The sequence below is a fragment of the Acidobacteriota bacterium genome, from assembly GCA_016208495.1.
GTDB lineage: Bacteria > Acidobacteriota > Blastocatellia > Chloracidobacteriales > Chloracidobacteriaceae > JACQXX01.
The window spans coordinates 1-16,762 of the sequence record JACQXX010000101.1 but is presented as its reverse complement, the minus strand read 5'-3'; the positions used below and the strand labels follow the sequence as shown (position 1 = coordinate 16,762).

Here is a 16,762-nt window from a genome sequence, read left to right as displayed (position 1 = left end):
TGAACACTATCGAAGTCGTTGAGGGTCTTAAACCCGGTGAACAGGTCATACTTTCAGATATGTCGGCCTGGGATGCCGTTGATCGAAATCAGCTTAATTCAAAAGAGTTATTCGTCAGTAGTCAGTAGTCAGTAGTCAGTAGTCAGTAGTCAGTAGTCAGTAGTCGAGTGTTGGGATTTTGGAATTCGTGTCAAGTGTATTTTGTTTTATTTGAATCATTTAGTACTACAGCGAGGTTTCGGTTTTAACCTGCGAAGCGGGTGTTGGCTCGTAGCCCAGGGTGGAGTCTTCGAAACCCTGGGTTGCCGGTGGGGTGGGAGGGAGGTCGGGCCGTTGGTCCCAGGGTTGCACCCTGGGCTAGCGTGCCTACGCGGGAGTTCCTGGGCTCAAAACTCGGTTTTTTATTAAAACCTCGCTGTAGTATTAGGAACAATTCTTTTCAAGAATTCGACGAATTCAACGATCTGGGTTTTGACTACTGACTACTGACTTATCAACTACTGACTACTGACTACTGACACCAGCAACGAATGTCTTGAGTGATACGAGGAAGGAAAACACAATGTCAGAAACCACGAAATCATTGATCCGGTTAGATAACATCACCAAGGTGTTTTACACCGACGAAGTTGAAACCCACGCGCTTTCAGGTGTCCATCTGGAAATCAAAAAAGGTGAATATGTCTCGATTGCCGGGCCCTCTGGATGTGGGAAGTCAACCTTGCTGTCAATCCTGGGGTTACTTGACTCACCGACTGACGGCGGTTACTGGCTGAATGATAAGCCGGTTGAAAGCCTGAAACTTTCAGAACGCGCCCGGATTCGCAACCGTGAAATCGGCTTTATCTTCCAGAGTTTTAATTTGATTGGAGATTTGACGGTGTATGAAAACGTCGAATTGCCGTTGACCTATCGCGGAATGTCCTCGGGTGAACGCAAGAAACGGGTTCACGATGCACTCGATAAAGTGGGGATGTCTCATCGCGCCAAGCATTTACCGAGTCAACTCTCGGGCGGTCAACAACAACGTGTCGCCGTGGCCCGAGCCATTGCCGGAGACCCATTGCTCCTGCTCGCAGATGAACCAACCGGAAACCTCGACTCGAAAAACGGCGAAGCCGTGATGGACTTGCTGCGCGAACTGCACCGGGGTGGCGCGACGATTTGTATGGTGACCCACGACCCACGGTTTTCACGCTACGCGGACCGAACCATCCACCTCTTTGACGGTCGCGTGGTCGAAGAAGAACAGGCTGAAGCAGCATGAAAACATCGGGCTGAGAAAACCAGGGCTGAGGGCTTGGGGCTAAGGGCTGAAGAACTGGTTTTATACCATTTTGGAATGAAGTCCTCTTATTACGGCGAGGCTAAACTATTGAAAAAATTGTATTTCCCTTAGCCCTTAGCCCGATACCCTCAGCCCAAAATGGTATTATTTCCCAATTAACGCCACCACGGTCCTCGGGCCGGTCCAGTAGTGGGTTTGCGGGTCAAGTTTGATTTCTTCTCCGTCATCCGCAATATCGTCCGGAGGACCCAGGTGGGTGTCAGCGATCCGATACCAGGATTTTCCATGGGTCAGAGCGGGGAGCTGAAAATCACAGCCTTCCCAATGCATGTTGGCGATCAGATAGAAATGAATGGTGTTGGTAATATCAGCCGGGATGTCTGATCCGGCTGGGTGGCGAGCACTCCGAATATGCAACGCCAGGCACCGCGAGTGGTACGACTTATCAAAAAAGTCGAGTTTGGGGCCGTGAAATTCCGCTGAAGTCCCTTTTTCCCAGACCTGCCCAAATTTTCCATGCCGAAAAATTGAATAGCGTTTGCGAAACTGGATCAGGAGCCGGAAAAACCGGAACAGATCAGCATTCTTTTCGAGCAGTTCCCAATTCTGCCAGCTTATTTCGTTGTCCTGACAATAGGCATTGTTATTGCCTTGCTGGGTACGCCCCAGTTCGTCGCCGGCCAGGATCATTGGAACGCCATTGGAAAGCAAGAGGAGTGCCGCCATATTTTTCATCTGCCGTCGCCGGAGGTTGTTGATTTCAGCGACATTGGTCGGGCCTTCGACACCACAATTCCAGCTATGGTTTTCATCGAGTCCATCTCGATTTTGCTCGCCGTTGGCTTCGTTGTGCTTCACGTTGTAGGAAACGAGGTCGGCCAGCGTGAATCCGTCGTGACTGGTAATAAAGTTGATGCTGTGATGCGGCGTGCGCCCGCTGGCAAAATACAAATCAGGACTCCCGATCAACCGCTGGGCAATAGTCCCCACCATCCCGGCGTCGCCTTTTACAAATTTGCGCACATCGTCGCGAAATTTCCCATTTAACTCAGCCCAGCGACCCCAGGCTGGAAATGTACCGACCTGATACAACCCGGCGGCGTCCCACGCTTCGGCAATGAGTTTGGTATTGGCCAGGATTGGGTCCGCGGCAATTTGCTCTAATACCGGAGGATTGGCGAGCACCTCACCGTCTTGTCCCCGTCCTAGAATCGAGGCCAGATCAAACCGAAACCCATCAACATGCATTTCGGTGACCCAATGCCGGAGACATTCCAGAATCATATCCCGAACCACTGGATGATTGCAGTTGATGGTGTTCCCACAGCCGGTAAAATTAATATATTCACCGGTTTCCAGGTCTATCATGTAGTAAACCGAATTATCAATTCCGCGAAAACTGAATGTTTGCCCTGGCTTATCACCTTCCGCCGTGTGATTAAAGACCACATCCAGGATGACCTCAATCCCGGCTTCGTGAAACGTCTTGACCATTTTCTTGAATTCTTTGACCTGTCGTCCGTGGTGGCCGTCCACAGCATAGGCGGCTTTCGGGGCAAAAAAGTTGATTGGATGGTATCCCCAGTAATTTAAAAGGGTTTCGCCCGTGATCGGGTTGGTCCGTGGGTTTTCAAGTTCTTCAAATTCAATAATCGGCAGGAGTTCAACCGCGGTTACCCCAAGGGATTTCAGGTAGGGAATTTTTTCAGTCAATCCCAGGAATGTACCGGGATGTTGGACAGTTGATGAGTGGTGGCAGGTAAAACCCCGGACATGGAGTTCATACAAAATGGTTTCCGAGAGCGGTATATTCAGCGGCTGGTCATGACCCCAGTCAAAATAACTTTCCACAATCAATGATCGGCGTTTGCGGACTTTCCATCCGCTGTCGGCATCTCCGATCCGATGATACGGAACCCCCCAAACAGAAGCCCCCGACAACGCCTTGGCGCACGGATCAACTAAAATTGTGGCCGGGTTGAACTTATGGAGGTCCGGTTCCGGGTTTGGCTCCATATCCATCCGATATCCATACCGGATTTTTGTATCCAGACCACGAATAAAAATATGCCAGACATGGCCAGTTCGATTGATATGCGGATCCAGCGGAATCTGGGCAATTGGCTCATATTCACCCGTCACAAATAGCACCAGGGTCACCGCCGTTGCATTTTTTGAAAAAATAGCAAAATTGATTCCATTTGGCCTCAGAGTTGCACCAAAAGGGGACGGACTGCCGCGTTCAATGGTGAAAATTTTTGAAAAAATCAGGGCAAGCTTGCTGTTGTCAGAAGCAGTTGGATTCATTGGTGTCTGGTCGTTTCGGAAGAAAAACGGATGATTGGTATGGTAACAGGAACAAATTGCAGGGCGGGGCGTCACTACCTTACCAGAAGCCGGGAAAGTTGACTATTTCCCAGGTTTAATTTCGATGAAAAACCACCAGCTTGCCACCGGAACCGTTCACCAAAAGGCAGGGCGTGTGGTAGAGTGAGGCTACCCCTTATGATTTCCACCCACGATCAATTTTCACCCCATACAGTAGAGGAAACTCAGATGTCCAAGCGTTCGCTCAAATTCAATAAGAAACTGGACCCGGTCCAGGAAGCGGCCAATGCCGAGCGGGCTTATAATGCTTTTATGAAATTGCTGGCACTCGCACCTGACGAATTGCATGGGGAATTTTTTGATTTGTTGGGTGATGAAGATCGCCTGACCAATTTGGACCAGACCAGAGAACGGTTGAATGGGTTGATTTCGCAGCTTGATCTGGAAAGCAACCGGAAGGAAATCGTGGATGTACTTTTGGAACTGATTCCAGTTGAAGAACTGGTCCCCGAAGTGTACCAAAAATACAAACCAATGGTGGTTGACGCCGGGAACATCATTTTAAGCCGGTTAAGTCGTGAGCGATTGCAAACCAAGCTGGTCGAACAGTTGATGACGCCGCTTGAAGCATCGGTCCAGGAACGGTTGCTGACGTTGATCGCCCGCATGCCCACGCTCCAAAAACTGGGCCAGATCATTGCCCGCAACCATAACCTGGATCCTGAATTCCGGCATCGGTTGCAGGAACTGGAAAACAGCATCCGCGACGTCACGCATGAATCAATCGTCCAGCGGGTTCAGGAAGAACTGAAATCCCAGATTGAGTCCTACAAAATCAAAGTCAGCCCCAGGATTTTGGCCGAAGCCAGCGTTTGCGCGGTGGTGCCATTTACCTGGAAAGCCCCTGGAGGCGAGCGTAAACGCGGTGTGTTCAAAGTCCTCAAGCCGTTCATTATGAAGTACTGGGAAGAAGAGTTGAAAACCCTCGAAGCCCTGGCCATCCATTTTGACCACAATCGGGCGAGCTATGGCCTGCCAACTGTTGGATTTAAAGAACTTCTACGGGAAGTGCGCGATTTGCTCAAACGCGAAGTCAAGCTCCATTTCGAACAGGAACGGCTCCGCGACGCAACACGGTTTTATTCCGACCACGCGGATGTTCGCGTTCCAGAACTGCTGCCGATGCGCACCAAAGCCATTACCGGAATGGAATTTCTCTCAGGGATGAAAGTCACGATAGCCGCAAAAAAGAATCCTCATCTGCGTGACCGAATTGCACAACTGGTGATTGATAAATTGATTTTGTCGGTGATTTTCTACCCACAGGAAGAAGCGCTATTCCACGCCGATCCGCACGCCGGCAATTTGTTTTATGAGCCGGAAACGGATGAACTGGCACTCTTTGACTGGGGATTGAGCTGTCTAATTGATCGCGAAACCCGGCGCTTCATCGTGCAGTTGATTTTGGGATTTTTCCTGCGAGACGCCAAACGAGTCTTTAAGTCCACGTGCAAGTTGACCACGGGTAAACAGGGACCCGAACAACAGGAAATCATCCGGCGCAAGGTTCAGGAAATCATTGACGAACTGCCGCTCTTCCCGCTGGTGCGTATTGACGCCTTGACCCGGTTGCTGGACGAACTGATTTTGGAAGGCATTCGATTTCCAGCCGCCCTGTTGATGTTCCGCAAGAGCCTGTTTACGATTATCGGGGTGATCCACGACGTAGACTCGACCTTCCACCTCGACTGGCACGTGACCCGATACCTGCTGGGACAAATTATCGGAGAAATTCCCGAACGACTGCGACATATGCCCTGGTCCCGCGAGTACCCGAGCCAGATTTCCACCTGGGAACTGCAACAGATTTTGTTTGGGCTTTCGCGCAATCTGGCCCGCGTCGGGTTGGTCACAACGCAATTCCTGGCTGAACTGGGCCTTGATTGGGCCGGAGATGTGGTCAGCCGCTTCCTGGGCGGAACTTCAGAGACCATGGCCGAAGCACCGGCGGAATGAAGAATTCTTTTAGTAGTTAGTGATTAGTGGTTAGTAGTTAGTGGTTAGAAATCAATACTTTCGAAGAAGAACCAGGCACCAAGAACTAACCACTAATCACTAATGCCAGTTAAGGGTTGAAAAAATTGTTCGTTGAAAACAAAGGGCTTATCAAAATCTCAAATTTCGGACGTTCAATTTGCTGTCTGTAAGCTGTTGATTTTGAAGTCTCAATTTCAACCCTTAACTGGCACCACTAACCACTAACCAGATTCTACATTCGCATGGTTTGCGGCTGCTGGTTGTTATTGCGGAGTTCGGTCAAAACCAGTTTGGCAATCGCTTTTAAGGTTTCAAATACTCCGATTCCCTGGCTGGCTGTGGCCTCGATCACCTGTTCGTTTTTGCGCATCAACTCGCGTTTCATCTCGCGGACGGGAATAATCCCAGGCGCATCCCGCTTGTTAAGTTGGAGCACATACGGTACCCGATAAAAATCCAGCCCTTGTTCCTGCAAGTGTTCCGCCAGATCATTGAGCATTTCGATATTCGCATCCATGCGCTCAAACTGGCTGTCGGCAACAAACACAACACCATCTAATCCACGAACAATCAATTTCCGACTGGCTTTGTAATGGTACTGGCCCGGCACGGTGTAGAGATGAAACCGGGTCCTGAATCCCCGAATTTCCCCCAGTTCCAGCGGCATAAAGTCAAAAAACAGGGTCCGTTCAGTGTCGGTATCGAGTGTGACCAGTTTGCCTCGGGTGTGCGGCGCGGCGGTCTCGTAAATGTGCCGGACATTGGTTGTTTTTCCGCCCAGACCAGGCCCGTAGTACACCACTTTGCAACTAATTTCGCGAGTTGCCATATTGATTGCCACCATTTCGCCAACCTCCAGAATTTTTTGTTTCTTTTATCTGGAGTGAGCGCCATGACAAAAACCTCGAAAAATTTTTCCTGGAAAAATGGCAGCACCTTTTGGTTGGATTTATTTGGAGAGCCGAAATATCAGCATGCCAATCCCCGCTAAAAGGCTTACGACTGGACCAATTGCGAAAGCCCCGGTCATCGCGGCCTCTAACTCCCGGTCGTGTCGGTTGGATGAAAGCTGGAAGACCAGATAGCCACCGCCAAAAGCTCCAATCAGATAGCCTCCGATGGCTGCCAAAGCGACAAGTCCAATGGTGATCATCGTTTTCCGCTCCATAAGATGAGTGCCAGCCTTTGACCGATCTGAGTAACCGGTTGCCGATGTACGGGGCCGTTTGTAGAGAAGTCCTCGTCTGGGTGAACTGCAGCCTGTAGCATAGCGGCCCCTTCGTTCAAGAACAAAATCTTCGAGTCGCTCATTTTACAATGGCCTGGGTTGTCTCCGGAAGTTTTGTCTTTGAACGAAGACTATTTCTACTGAGGAGAAACTCCATGATTTTCAAGTTAACCAGAACCGTGTGGACAAAGGCGGTGCTTTTTGGGCTGTTGATGATTTGTCCCGCAGTGTGTGTCGCTCAATCACCTGAAACCGAGGCCGTCAAGATTCCGATTGAAAACTATTTCAAGGCTCAAGCCACGGGTGATGCCGAATACATCAAAAAAGCATTCCACCCGGAAGCCAAACTGTTTTTCGTCCGTGAAGGGAAATTTTCACAATTCACTCTGGTGGAGTTTGCGGGACGATTTACTGGGAAACCAGCACCCGACGAAGCCCAACGCAAACGCCGAATTGACTCGATTGATATCACCGGCAATGTCGCCGTGGTCAAAGTGGTGCTGGAATATCCCACCGTGACCTTTACCAGAAAAAATGCGAGAAAGCCCCGCCCTCAACCGCGAAGCGGTCGGGCGGGGATGAATCGCAGCCGAAAAAAGAGTTGCCCTACCGAGGTGGCAAGTTTATAGTGTCACCACACCGTCAGCTTTTGAAAGCAACTCAATCCGAAGAGCCGAAACGCCCGGAGACGGTGCGATTGAACCTGAAAGCGACCTGGCTCCCAGCGAGCCGGTTATTGACCTCCTGGACCGACGGAAAATGGGTCGTGAGTCTTGATCAGGCACGATCCGGTATCCATCGCCATCGAACCTTGGCGTCCGGCCTGAAAGCGATTTCAGGACCATGCGCGGTCAGTCCGGGAACTGTGGACTTGTCACAGATGCAACAGCGGGAACTCGGTTCCCAAACCGGCGCTCCACACACCGGTAGAGCATCTCGCGCGACACCTGGAAAAGGCAACTTAGAGCCGTCTGCTCCGAGCAGGCACGGAAGCGGTTGTCCGGAACAGGAAGAATCTCTGCCTCAACTGCGTAGCGGTAGGCAGGGGAGGTTCAAATGTCCATGCTCAAAATTGAAGGCGAATGGAAAATTGTCAACAAAACCTTTCACGCCTAGCCTAAAAAATGAACACCACGCACACAAAATTCAACAACTTGCTTGAAGGTGGTTCGCTTTCCTTCTGGCGGCTGCAAATCAGCGGCTGGTTGTTTTATGCCATTCTGCAATTGATGAGCCGTCGCTATGTATAGCCTTTCAGAAAATGATTTCCGTTCAGAGTTCAAGCTTCAGCTTGCGAAAACTTTTCCTTCACTGCATTCAAGTTGTTGATTCAACTTGATTTGATTGATTTGTTCGACGGAAGCAGGCTAAAGCTTGAACTCCGTACCTTTTTCTGAAGAGTCATTCATGTCGGCTTTACCGACGCCCAGAAACAATGAAAAACAGGGCGGACGGCGGTTCGTCAGGTATTTTTCAGAGGAGCTATAGCCCGGCTGAAGTTGAAATTTGGATAGATGAAGACAAAAAAAGGCCCAGAACACTGGCACTCAGGTCATTTTGATCTGGGTGACGGATGTTCTGGGCCAAAATGCTTTTCAAGAAGCTATGCGTTCGATAAAGGTAAGCGAACCTTGCAATGCTGCCTCTTACGGAGGCAGGTTGTCAGATTGGATTTAGGGGTGGGAAAAAAACATCATAAAAACCGAAATGATACAATGATGGCGAAGAATAGAAGAACGGACGCGGAATATTTCTACGCACCTCAAAGGTTGCTGTCCTGTTCTACCCCAAGTAATCCGCGTCCGTACTGTGTCTCTCTGCTGTTTCCCGAGAGGAGGAAAACCACATGCTTCACTGGTTTGGATATAATCAAGTGGTGTGCCAAAAATAGAGAAAAATAAATAATATTGCTTAAATGGTTTACTGTGAATAGTTTAGTTTGATTTTTCAGTCGCGGGTCCTGATCATGCCTTCTACCAAAAAAACAGAATATTGCTGCAGTTAGATGACTCAAGTTGTTTCATCTGACTCAGATCGAAATATTCCTTTGATTTTCTCTTCATTCCAGAGATTGGTGGCTTGTGATTTGCTTCATTAGAAATTAAAGACTGGTGTCACAGGAAAATCTCCCAACTGGGTCTGGTACACCGGTCAGAAAATTTTAACTCCGAGAGGGAATCGGTTCCAACTGGTGGAAATACCTTTCTGTCGCCCATCCCACAGGAGTCCACCCTTCAATTTTGGTTGCAAAACAAGCTGGTGTTTCAACCCTTAACCAGGAGCCCAAAGCCACCTGCTCAGCAAACCAGAAAGTATCTCAAGGAATGGAATTGGAATTGGATTGGCTGTTTGGAAGTTTGATGACCAAAGGGGATAGCCTCTGTGTCAGTAACCGGTGTTTTCCATTCCACGTGGTGTCATGTGTGGAGGCTGTTTCGCAAAGATTTGGGTTTCTTTCTTTTTCGAATGGTGATAATTTCCCACTGACTTGTGAATCCCTCACAAGATTCTCAAAAGATGCCTACTCATCATTCACTTTCACTTACTCATATTAACTTGAACTTATCCGGTTGCCTCTCGGAAGGGGCGAGGTGTCCTTTCCTGGTATTGGAACAAGGAGGAATTTTCTTGTGGAGACCAAAACTCAATTCGAATCACCCCAACCTTCGTCAGTGATTCCAGACTATGTGACCAATCCCAAGCTTAAAGCCTGGGTCGAAAAAATGGTTGCGCTGTGTACGCCCGATTCGGTGTACTGGTGCGACGGTTCAGAAGAAGAATATGACCGGCTCTGTGACCAGATGGTTCAGGCGGGTACTTTTAAGCGATTGAACCAGGAAAAACGACCCAACAGTTTTCTGGCCCTTTCAGATCCGAGCGATGTGGCCCGGGTTGAAGACCGGACGTTTATTTGCAGTTCCCGCAAGGCCGATGCCGGTCCGAACAATAACTGGGCGGACCCGAAGGAAATGAAAGCGACTTTAAACGGTTTGTTTTCAGGTTCAATGAAGGGACGCACCATGTATGTGATCCCGTTCAGCATGGGACCGCTTGGCTCGCCGATGGCTCAAATCGGGATTGAAATCACCGATTCGCCCTATGTTGTGGTCAATATGAAAATCATGACCCGCATGGGCCGCAAAGTGCTTGATATTTTAGGTGACGGCAATTTTGTACCTTGCCTGCACTCAGTTGGGATGCCGCTGGAGCCAGGACAGGCTGACATTTCGTGGCCGTGCAATCCGACCGTGAAGTACATCGTTCACTTCCCGGAAGATCGGTCAATCTGGTCCTATGGTAGCGGTTATGGCGGAAATGCCTTGCTCGGGAAAAAATGCCTGGCGCTGCGCATTGCTTCCGTCATGGGACGTGATGAAGGCTGGCTGGCCGAGCATATGTTGATTTTGGGGGTTGAAGCGCCAGATGGCGAAAAAACCTATGTTGCCGCCGCGTTCCCCAGTGCTTGTGGAAAAACCAATTTTGCCATGTTGGTGCCGCCCAAGGGGTTTGATGGCTGGAAGGTGACGACGGTGGGCGATGATATTGCCTGGATCAAGCCCGGACCCGATGGCAAGCTGTATGCCATCAACCCCGAAGCCGGTTACTTTGGCGTGGCCCCGGGCACTTCGGTCAAATCCAATCCAAATGCCATGGCTTCGATTGAAAAGAACACCATTTTTACCAATGTGGCGTTGACCCCAGATGGGGATGTGTGGTGGGAAGGCATGACCGATGAGCCACCCGCAAGCTGCATTGACTGGCAGGGAAATGAATGGACACCTGATTGTGGTCGCAAGGCCGCGCATCCAAATTCGCGCTTTACGGCCCCAGCCAACCAGTGCCCATCCATTGACAAAAATTGGGAAAGTCCCAACGGCGTGCCCATCAGTGCCTTGATTTTCGGCGGTCGGCGTGCAACGGCGATTCCGCTGGTGTACCAGGCCGTGAACTGGAACTTTGGCGTGTATCTTGCGGCCACAGTTGGTTCTGAGATGACAGCCGCAGCCTTTGGAAACATTGGGCAGGTTCGTCGTGATCCAATGGCCATGCTGCCGTTCTGCGGTTACCACATGGGTGATTACTTTAATCACTGGCTGCAAATCGGACGCGGAATTCCAAATCCCCCACGCATTTTCTGTGTCAACTGGTTCCGCAAAGACGCCGACGGCAAATTCCTCTGGCCGGGCTTTGGCGAAAACATGCGTATTCTGAAATGGGTGGTTGATCGGGTTCACGGGCGCGCCTATGGCACCGAAAGCCCGCTTGGATGGATGCCACGCCACGAAGACATTCACTGGGACGGCATGGAAAACTTCTCGGCTGAACAGTTTACGGAATTGATGTCAGTGGATCGCGAAGCCTGGAAAATGGAAATTTTGTCCCACGAAGAGTTGTTTGAAAAACTCTATGACCGGTTGCCCAAGGAATTCATGCTCATGCGTGAATTGACACTTTCAAGTCTCTGGAGGTCGCCGGAACGGTGGGAACTGGCCCCGGAGCGGTATCACGAAGCCCACGCCGCTGACTAATCCCGGTGAACAATTTTTCCGGAGACCGCACTGTCACCAGGAATCATGATTTGCCTGAGCTCTGGACTTCGTGAAGCACGTCTTCACTCTTAACACCCGATAGGAAACACCTTTCCTGTCGGGTGTTTTTTCTGGAAGAAATGGCGTTAAGTCAGTACCACCCGCGTCAGTGAGTGGGCTGGTTTGTTTCTAACCCCACCCGCTCACGCAGGTGGTACTGACTCATCAGTTCTTCTGATTCGTCGCCAAGCCCGAGGATTTTTCAGCCCGAGAAAAAGGAAATTGCCCATGAAACACGATGACGACGCCCACTTAATCGAGGTTGATTCCAAAACCGTCTTTGCCATCACCCGCCCTGACGACAATCTGTTTTATCTCTACTTTATCTACTGCTTGCTCTCCAATATTGCCTTCCCAATCGTTTTCCTGCCACTTTATTTTCGATTTAAAACGCTCCGCTATCGCTTTGATAATGAAGGGATTGCCGTTTCTCATGGCATTTTGTGGCGCCAAGAGACCTACCTGACCTATTCTCGGATTCAAGATATTCACGTTTCCCGAAACATTTTTGAACGCTGGCTGGGGTTGGGAACCGTTCAAATTCAGACGGCTTCTGGAAATTCCAGTGCTGAAGAGGCCATTGTGGGAGTTCGTCAGTACAATGAAATCCGAAACTTTCTCTACTCCAGAATGCGAGGACAAAAAGTAGGCGCCGCCGCTCAACCCCTGGTTGCTGTCGAACAATCAGTAGATGACATGCTGGCGGGGATTCGTGATGAACTTCGGGTCATCCGGGAACTGGTGGAGGGCAAACGTCATGTATGAATGGTGGAAACGCATCGTCCTGGCCTTGCTGAAAGTCGAAGATAAGAAACCGCAGCCGTTACCTGGTCACCGGGAAGGCGATTTCCTTGAAATTGTGCGTGCCTGCCCGGCGTTTTGGGATTTTCAGTTGCTTACCTGGCGGATCTATCTGGCGGCAATGGCGGGGCTTGGTACATTTTTTAGCTGTATTCTCTTTCTTGTGAATCCATTGACGATCTTTGTGATTATCCCCCTGTGGATTTTCCTGGCCATCAAAGCGGCTCTGATTTATATGACCTTGCGGTTGGATTATGAAATGAGATGGTATGTCATCACGGATCGGAGCGTGTTGATTCGCGAGGGCGCAATGGATGTCCGTGAAATCTGCCTGACCTTTGCCAATGCCCAAAATGTGTTCGTCAGGCAGGGACCGGTTGAACGCTGGTTTGGATTTTCAAACGTCGAAATCAATACCGCCGGTGGAGGTTCTGGACCACACCAGGGCAGTACTCAATCCCATCAGGCTGTGTTGCGCGGTGTCAGCAATGCCGAGCACCTGCGGGATTTAATTCTTCTGAAGTTAAAGCAACATCGAACAGCAGGGTTGGGTGATCCAGACGATCATGTCCATCACGACCGGAACCACCCGGCTCTGAACCCAGTTTTAGTCAAGGAAATCCTGGACGAAGCCCGTCAATTACGAAAGGTATTGGAAACTTCGAACCTTACCTGAACCCAACGTCACCCTTCGGAGGAGATATGAAAAAGGAGATGCCGAAAGACCTCGAAGCCTGGGAGAAAACACGTGAAATGGGGAGAACCAAATACATTCTCTTTCACGGGGTTCTTTTTTGGGGAGTCCCCATGTTTGCGATCATGACTTTTTTTGTCAACAATCGCCCTGATCGTCTGCTTACCCAGGGAATGATCCTGGTTTCTGCTTTTGTTTGGGCGCTTGGCGGGGCACTCTTTGGTGTAACGACGTGGTACATCAATGAGCGCCGGTATCAAAAGTATGCGGAGCGAAGTAGCGAAGTCGCGAAGTAGCAAACAAGAGCGAGTAGCGAGTAGCGAGATAGCGAGTAGTCAGACAAACCAGATGCACAAATCGTGAAAGGTTTAAAGCCTTAGGTGAAAGGAGCATCAGCGAAGGGTCCCCTGGGAGGAGCAAAGAGTTAGAATTATTTGGTGGGTGAATAATGTTGATAATGAAAATGGTTAATTGACTACTTTCTTTAAAGGCATTTTTGCTTCCTGGCTGTTCAGATTGGATTGACTACTTGCTATCTCGCGACTCACTACTCGCTCTTGTTTGCTACTCGCTACTGGCTACTCACTGATATTGACTACTTGCTCTTTCGCTTTCCCTGAAGTTGGTGTTGCTGGCTCAACCCGCGTTTGATCAGAAACGGCTGGAGCATCAGACTCAGTGATGGAAAAAGATTGGCTAGTTTGGCCAGCCAGCCACGGGTTGATGGGATCAAGACCTCCACCGGACGCTGAGGAAGTACCTTGTGAAGAATGACCTGACGGATGTCGTCAACGGTCAGTGGTTTGGTCCCAGAAAAAACGAGCGCCGCCGCCTGGGTATCGAGTTGCAGGTCGAGCATTGGGGTTTGGACGGCATCCGGGCAGATCACCGTGACCGAAATCCCACATTGTTTCAGCTCCTGGGCCGCCGCAATTGAGTAGCTGCGAACCGCAAATTTTGCCGCTGAATACAAAGCAATGCCTGGAATGGGTGCGACTCCGGCCAGTGAAGCAATATTGATGATGTGGCCTGATGATTGTGATTTCATCACACGGGCTGCCGCCAGCGTGCCAAAAATGACGCCCTTGGCATTGATGTCGAGATGGCGGTTGATATCCTCTGTCGTCTGGTCGGCAATAAATCCAGGCTTGATAAACCCGGCGACATTAAACATCACATCGAGCGTTCCAAACCTTTGAATTGTTTCTTGAATGAGTGTGTCCCACATTTCAGACCGGCAAACATCAAGTTGACGAATCAGCACCCGCTCACCAGCAATCCCGGCTTGTTTCATCTGCATTTGCAGTTCTTCAAACCGAATGTCAGTGACAACGAGTGAATCTCCGTTTTGAAAAAACGTTTTGGCCAAATCAAGACCAATCCCGCTGGCACATCCAGTCAGAAAGATAACGCGGTTGGTGAGCGCAGGAATATGGGACATAGTTGGGGAACTGACAAGATGACAAAGTGACAGGGTGACAGAGTGACAAGATGACAAGGTGACAGGTGACAAGATGACAAAATGATGAATTCTCGGGCCTATCCAATGTTTTGCCTAAACAATTCACCTTGCCTGGAAAACTAAATAACTGGTTCCTTTTCTCACATGGTCACATTGTCAGATGTCACCCTGTCAGATGTCATTCTGTCAGATGTCACCCTGTCACCCTGTCACTTTGTCATCCTGTCAGATTTCAGGGTGTTTCCTCCCCGTCAATCTTTGTGGTAACTGAAAAGCGTTTGTAGTCACTGTATCGGTTCTCAACACTGACATTCAATCCAGCAAACAGAAAGAGCTTGATACCGGCGTTGAAATCTTCTCGAAGCGGAAGCCAGACGCCTTCTTCAGTTCGAATTTGGTCGAAAGTAAACGCGGCACCCTTTTTCAGGGAAGCGAGCAAGCCACCAGCGACTTTAAAGTCGTCATCAAAGCGGCCTTCCAGTCGGTTCACAACCTTGTCCGCTTCATCAATCCAGATGGTTCCAGCCAGTTTGGCCACAATTTTTTCAGTGTCGTTGGCGGGCTTGTATCCTTTCCGGGGTCTGAAATCACACACCACAACGGTTCGACCACGAAGGGTTTCCCGCCGGGGATTGATAAATTCACAAACCTTCAAGAAATTTGAAATGCCAAGACCACGCTTTTTGGAATTGTCATTGGCCTCGCTTTTTCCGGTTTTCTGTTTTTCCTGCCGGTTTTCATTTTCCCGGATGAATTCAGCCATGCGTTTTTGTTCTTCCTCGGCATCTTTGGCTGAGAGCGGTTTATTGTTGACGCTCACCAGTTTACGGACCCGCTCTCGACCGGGTAACGGGTACACTTCATACACTTTGACTGTGGTTTCTTTCACCTGGCCGTTTTTTTCAAGGTCCCGACGGGTTTCAGTCAATAAATAGGTGTAATTGGTAACCCGATCATCAATCGCTGTCTGGTTTTGATCAACTTGAAGAAACAGTGTTTGCAGGTCGAGGTCATCGGCTGCTTTTGGAATATTGAAATGACTGGCTGACAGCCCCGAATTGTGGTGCACCGTTTCGATCTGCAATCTGGTCACGACGTCGCCTTCGCGGAGCACCATCACCGATGGTTCCTGGATTCCATCCACGGGCCGATACTCTGAAAAATCAACTTGCCGCCGGGTGTTGCCATCACCGCTTTCAAGTCGCCGTAAGAAACCAGTTTGGCCATCAAAATACGCCCGTATCTGAGCCCGCTGGCGCGAAATAAACTCGATGCCGGGCCAGGTTTGGCCTTCTGCCTGGAATGGAGGAATTGCCCGGGCTGTAAACGCCTGGGCTTTATAGTCAAACCGGCGATTGGCCAAAATCGTGACTTCAGCTTTGAGCTGGCGCGCGGCCTCGTCCAGGAGTGTGGTGTCTCCGCCACGGGTGGAGCGCATCCAGACGGATGTTCCAGTGGCAAGTTCCAACCGGTTGTCAGCGTCAAAGTTCAATTCAAACCGGCGACGGTTGGGCGATTCCAGATCAAGGGAAAACGTGCCTTTTTGCCCATCCGCCGTGAGAGCCGTTCCCTGGTAACTGGTCTGGCGGAGCGGTTTGAGGAGTTTGTCGCCGCCGCTAGCTTTGGTATAGCGTTTGAGCAGGTCATTTGGAGAAGGGAGTTTCGGACCCGCCTGGATCGGTTGGGCCACAAGGAAAAGCATCCAGGTCACGGCCAGCAGCATCCGGAACGTGCCTGAAAAAAACACCCGGTTGATCAAAATCAGTGATTCCATTATTGTGTGCATTCTTTTTCTCACTTTAGTTTCGTGATTGATCATCGCGAACACTTTGCCCCTTATTTCTTGAAAAATTCGCAGTAAAGGAACTTCTTCCCCATGAATAAAAAAGGATTTTGGCGTTGGTTGAGTCTAACCGGAATGGCCCTGACATTGGCCACGGGTCTTGGATACGTTCATTTCGCAGAGGTTGTATCAGTGGATGCGGCTGGGAAACCAGCCAAACCGGCGGTTTCGGCGCAGAAACCCGGTGATTGGAAAGAACTCAAAGCCTTTCATACTGTGATGTCAAACACCTTCCATCCAATGGAGGAAGGCGATTATAAGCCCATCCGTGCCCGGGCAAATGAAATGGCCCAAAAAGCCAAAGAATGGGCTGATTCAACACCTCCCAAAGACTTTGATAAACCCAGCATTAACTCGTGTTTTACCAATTTAAGCAGCAGGTTTCTTCTGTAACTTATTGAAAATACAGCGGAGTGGGTTTTTTCGATAGTTTCTCAAAACCACGCCTTTGAGGGCAACTTCCGAAAAAAGAATGATCGAGGCATCCAGTAC

General features: G+C 49.8%; 14 protein-coding genes. 9 read left to right on the top strand and 5 right to left on the bottom strand.

Going from position 1 to position 16,762, the window contains the following annotated elements:
* Positions 1-562: 562 nt before the first annotated feature.
* Positions 563-1,267, top strand: a complete 705-nt coding sequence (locus HY774_20580) for an ABC transporter ATP-binding protein (GenBank protein MBI4750882.1) — start codon at positions 563-565, stop codon at positions 1,265-1,267.
* A 165-nt stretch (positions 1,268-1,432) separates the two neighbouring features.
* Here HY774_20580 and glgX read toward each other — a convergent pair whose 3' ends face one another.
* Entirely contained in the window at positions 1,433-3,595 is a 2,163-nt protein-coding gene (gene glgX / locus HY774_20575) for a glycogen debranching protein GlgX (GenBank protein MBI4750881.1), read from the bottom strand.
* A gap of 249 nt (positions 3,596-3,844) precedes the next feature.
* On the opposite strand from glgX, the gene HY774_20570 reads away from it, so the two are divergent.
* On the top strand, positions 3,845-5,632 hold the full coding sequence (locus HY774_20570; protein MBI4750880.1) for an AarF/ABC1/UbiB kinase family protein: 1,788 nt from the start codon (positions 3,845-3,847) through the stop codon (positions 5,630-5,632).
* Between the two features lie 253 nt (positions 5,633-5,885).
* On the opposite strand, the gene HY774_20565 is transcribed toward HY774_20570, so the two are convergent.
* On the bottom strand, positions 5,886-6,497 hold the full coding sequence (locus HY774_20565; GenBank protein ID MBI4750879.1) for a gliding-motility protein MglA: 612 nt from the start codon (positions 6,495-6,497) through the stop codon (positions 5,886-5,888).
* A gap of 105 nt (positions 6,498-6,602) precedes the next feature.
* Positions 6,603-6,806, bottom strand: a complete 204-nt coding sequence (locus HY774_20560) for a hypothetical protein (protein ID MBI4750878.1) — start codon at positions 6,804-6,806, stop codon at positions 6,603-6,605.
* A gap of 230 nt (positions 6,807-7,036) precedes the next feature.
* Between HY774_20560 and HY774_20555 the strand changes: the two genes are divergently transcribed.
* The 6 genes from HY774_20555 to HY774_20530 all read left to right on the top strand — a co-directional run bounded on the left by HY774_20555 (position 7,037) and on the right by HY774_20530 (position 13,261).
* Positions 7,037-7,510, top strand: coding sequence for a nuclear transport factor 2 family protein (locus HY774_20555; protein MBI4750877.1), 474 nt, complete (start codon positions 7,037-7,039; stop codon positions 7,508-7,510).
* Between the two features lie 427 nt (positions 7,511-7,937).
* Positions 7,938-7,997, top strand: a complete 60-nt coding sequence (locus HY774_20550; protein ID MBI4750876.1) for a nuclear transport factor 2 family protein — start codon at positions 7,938-7,940, stop codon at positions 7,995-7,997.
* A gap of 1,559 nt (positions 7,998-9,556) precedes the next feature.
* Positions 9,557-11,410: a phosphoenolpyruvate carboxykinase (GTP) gene (locus HY774_20545; GenBank protein MBI4750875.1), complete on the top strand. Its 1,854-nt coding sequence runs from the start codon at positions 9,557-9,559 to the stop codon at positions 11,408-11,410.
* A 288-nt stretch (positions 11,411-11,698) separates the two neighbouring features.
* The gene (locus tag HY774_20540) at positions 11,699-12,235 is read left to right on the top strand and encodes a PH domain-containing protein (GenBank protein MBI4750874.1); all 537 of its coding nucleotides are present in this window, start codon (positions 11,699-11,701) and stop codon (positions 12,233-12,235) included.
* On the top strand, positions 12,228-12,947 hold the full coding sequence (locus HY774_20535) for a PH domain-containing protein (protein ID MBI4750873.1): 720 nt from the start codon (positions 12,228-12,230) through the stop codon (positions 12,945-12,947). The genes HY774_20540 and HY774_20535 overlap by 8 nt, the downstream gene beginning before the upstream one ends.
* Positions 12,948-12,973: 26 nt before the next feature.
* A complete protein-coding gene (locus tag HY774_20530) occupies positions 12,974-13,261 on the top strand; it encodes a hypothetical protein (GenBank protein MBI4750872.1) in 288 nt (95 codons plus the stop codon).
* 299 nt (positions 13,262-13,560) lie between these two features.
* On the opposite strand, the gene HY774_20525 is transcribed toward HY774_20530, so the two are convergent.
* Complete coding sequence (locus HY774_20525) at positions 13,561-14,373, bottom strand: SDR family oxidoreductase (GenBank protein ID MBI4750871.1); 813 nt, start codon at positions 14,371-14,373, stop codon at positions 13,561-13,563.
* A 286-nt stretch (positions 14,374-14,659) separates the two neighbouring features.
* Positions 14,660-16,213 (bottom strand): hypothetical protein, encoded by a 1,554-nt coding sequence (locus tag HY774_20520; GenBank protein ID MBI4750870.1) that lies wholly within the window; start codon positions 16,211-16,213, stop codon positions 14,660-14,662.
* A 90-nt stretch (positions 16,214-16,303) separates the two neighbouring features.
* Between HY774_20520 and HY774_20515 the strand changes: the two genes are divergently transcribed.
* Positions 16,304-16,663, top strand: a complete 360-nt coding sequence (locus HY774_20515; GenBank protein MBI4750869.1) for a hypothetical protein — start codon at positions 16,304-16,306, stop codon at positions 16,661-16,663.
* Positions 16,664-16,762 lie beyond the last annotated feature (99 nt).

Coding starts and splice junctions, on each gene's coding strand:
- HY774_20580 (MBI4750882.1), top strand. CDS start 563: ATGTCAGAAACCACGAAATCATTGATCCGGTTAGATAACATCACCAAG.
- glgX (MBI4750881.1), bottom strand. CDS start 3,595: ATGAATCCAACTGCTTCTGACAACAGCAAGCTTGCCCTGATTTTTTCA.
- HY774_20570 (MBI4750880.1), top strand. CDS start 3,845: ATGTCCAAGCGTTCGCTCAAATTCAATAAGAAACTGGACCCGGTCCAG.
- HY774_20565 (MBI4750879.1), bottom strand. CDS start 6,497: ATGGTGGCAATCAATATGGCAACTCGCGAAATTAGTTGCAAAGTGGTG.
- HY774_20560 (MBI4750878.1), bottom strand. CDS start 6,806: ATGATCACCATTGGACTTGTCGCTTTGGCAGCCATCGGAGGCTATCTG.
- HY774_20555 (MBI4750877.1), top strand. CDS start 7,037: ATGATTTTCAAGTTAACCAGAACCGTGTGGACAAAGGCGGTGCTTTTT.
- HY774_20540 (MBI4750874.1), top strand. CDS start 11,699: ATGAAACACGATGACGACGCCCACTTAATCGAGGTTGATTCCAAAACC.
- HY774_20535 (MBI4750873.1), top strand. CDS start 12,228: ATGTATGAATGGTGGAAACGCATCGTCCTGGCCTTGCTGAAAGTCGAA.
- HY774_20530 (MBI4750872.1), top strand. CDS start 12,974: ATGAAAAAGGAGATGCCGAAAGACCTCGAAGCCTGGGAGAAAACACGT.
- HY774_20520 (MBI4750870.1), bottom strand. CDS start 16,213: ATGCACACAATAATGGAATCACTGATTTTGATCAACCGGGTGTTTTTT.
- HY774_20515 (MBI4750869.1), top strand. CDS start 16,304: ATGAATAAAAAAGGATTTTGGCGTTGGTTGAGTCTAACCGGAATGGCC.